Source organism: Flavobacterium sasangense DSM 21067, assembly GCF_000686885.1.
GTDB lineage: Bacteria > Bacteroidota > Bacteroidia > Flavobacteriales > Flavobacteriaceae > Flavobacterium > Flavobacterium sasangense.
This window is the reverse complement of sequence record NZ_JMLU01000059.1, coordinates 1-1,887: the sequence shown is the minus strand read 5'-3', so window position 1 is coordinate 1,887 and position 1,887 is coordinate 1. Positions and strand designations below refer to the sequence as shown.

General features: G+C 28.7%; 4 protein-coding genes. All 4 read left to right on the top strand.

What is annotated here, in order from left to right:
- Positions 1–248 precede the first annotated feature (248 nt).
- On the top strand, positions 249–617 hold the full coding sequence (locus BP92_RS0113670) for a hypothetical protein (protein WP_026726541.1): 369 nt from the start codon (positions 249–251) through the stop codon (positions 615–617).
- 27 nt (positions 618–644) lie between these two features.
- On the top strand, positions 645–947 hold the full coding sequence (locus tag BP92_RS0113665) for a hypothetical protein (RefSeq protein WP_026726540.1): 303 nt from the start codon (positions 645–647) through the stop codon (positions 945–947).
- Positions 948–1,007: 60 nt separating this feature from the next.
- Entirely contained in the window at positions 1,008–1,652 is a 645-nt protein-coding gene (locus tag BP92_RS0113660; protein WP_026726539.1) for a hypothetical protein, read from the top strand.
- Between the two features lie 77 nt (positions 1,653–1,729).
- The gene (locus BP92_RS17450) at positions 1,730–1,858 is read left to right on the top strand and encodes a hypothetical protein (RefSeq protein WP_262486620.1); all 129 of its coding nucleotides are present in this window, start codon (positions 1,730–1,732) and stop codon (positions 1,856–1,858) included.
- Positions 1,859–1,887 lie beyond the last annotated feature (29 nt).

The following is a 1,887-nucleotide window of genomic DNA, read 5'->3' as shown; positions in this document are numbered from 1 at the left end:
TTTGAAATGGCGCAGTTGTTTAATTTAAAGTTTTGGTTATATTTGTGTTGGCTTGGTGCTGGTTTTTCGCCACATTTTTAAGCCGCAGAACGTTGTGCGTCAGTTTCGAGCGACAGAAATTCGAAACAACATCAACTTAAAATAGACATTTAGAGAATTAATTAACCAAATGAGGAAAACCGTAAAGTTTTTCATTTTTGAAAACTTAAATTTGAAAAAAATAAACAAAAAATTAAACTAACAGAAATATGAAAATTTTCAATCAAATAAAAGATTCGTTTACTTCTTCAGAATTTGAAGTTGAAAGTACAATGAAAGTTACGGATTTAACAAAACAATTTAAAAACAAATTCGGGCTTTCTTTAAGAGTTTATAAAGGGAAAAAACTTGCCGACGATGGAAGAATGACTTTGAAAACTTTAGACCAAAGAACAACTCAAACTTCCGTGAATTTTGACTCAAGTAAAATGAAAATTAAAGCAACACAAAAAGTTTTAGAAGTCGAAAATATGTTTTTAGAAAACTTCGGTATTGTTGTGCAAATTGCTGATGTAGAAAACAAAAAATTATTAGCTGACGACATTACATTAGGTGATGCAAAAAGAATGAAATTATAAATATTAACTAAATACAAAACTAAAACTATGGCAGATTTTTCAATTTCGGGTAAAATGAAAGTTAAAACTTTAAAAGCAAATTTTAAAGAAGAATATGGCTCAACTCTAAGAGTTTATAATGGTAAAAAATTCGCAGATGATGACGCTACTTTGGCTTCAATCAGAAAAGAAGATGCAAAAGGCGGCGAAGTAAAAATTAACGGAAAAATGCTTGTGGGTAATTTTGAAAAAAAAATCTTGGAAGAATTTGGAATTCGCATACAAGTTGCATCACCAGACGATTCTAAACTTGCAGATGATTCTGTTACATTAACAGCTTCGGGAAAATAAAAAGGTATAAAGTGAGTTGCTTCGCAACTCACTTTATTAATTTCAATAAAACTAAAATAAATGGGATTTTTCAGTTCATTAAAAGGTCAACTTGGTAGAGATACAGGAAGATTAATTTCTAATAAAGTATATGGGAATAGACACGCAACAAAATATCAACGAGTTGATAATTCAAAAACTATTGCTAAAAATTTAAAACTTGAAAAAAAATATGAGTTAGAACTTTTAGAAAAAGAAAAAAATATTGAAATTGACTTTTTGAAACAAAAGGAAGAAATCAAAAATATTCAGGATAAAAAAACATTTGTTGACCAAAACTTGAAGAAAATTATTGGAATGAAAGTTCCAAATTCAAAAGATGGAATAATTGACAATTTGCATAGTTTGTCTGTTGAAATTACTTCAAACAAATGGAAAGATTCTGAAGACGAAATAAACAAAATTTCAAATGTTTACACTGATGCTTTATTTAAAAAATATGAACAACATTTAGTCACTCTAAAAAGTAAATTTCCAAGTGCTGTTGAAATTCAATATTTCGAAAAACAAAGTAAAGCTTTTCAAAAGCAAGCTTTTTTTCAAAAATATAAACTTATTTTTATAGGAATAATTTTAGCAATTATTGCAGGTGTTGGAATGTTATTAGAAGATGAACAGCCAAAAGAGACACCAATCAAAGACTTTTTTAAATCTTTAAACAAATAGAAATCTTAAAACCGAACGCACAACAACAGTTTGCAAAAATGGCGGGTTTTGGGCTTAATTTAAAGTTGGTTTTGTACTTGAAATGTCAGTGTTTAACCGAAAGTTTAGGCTTCCTTAATCCGCCACTTATGCAAGCTGCAAAACGTTATGCAATAGTTTATCCAAGTATTGCGTTAGGTAGTGGCGTAAAAGAAATGTCTAAATAAATTTCATTATCTACATAACCGTTAAATTT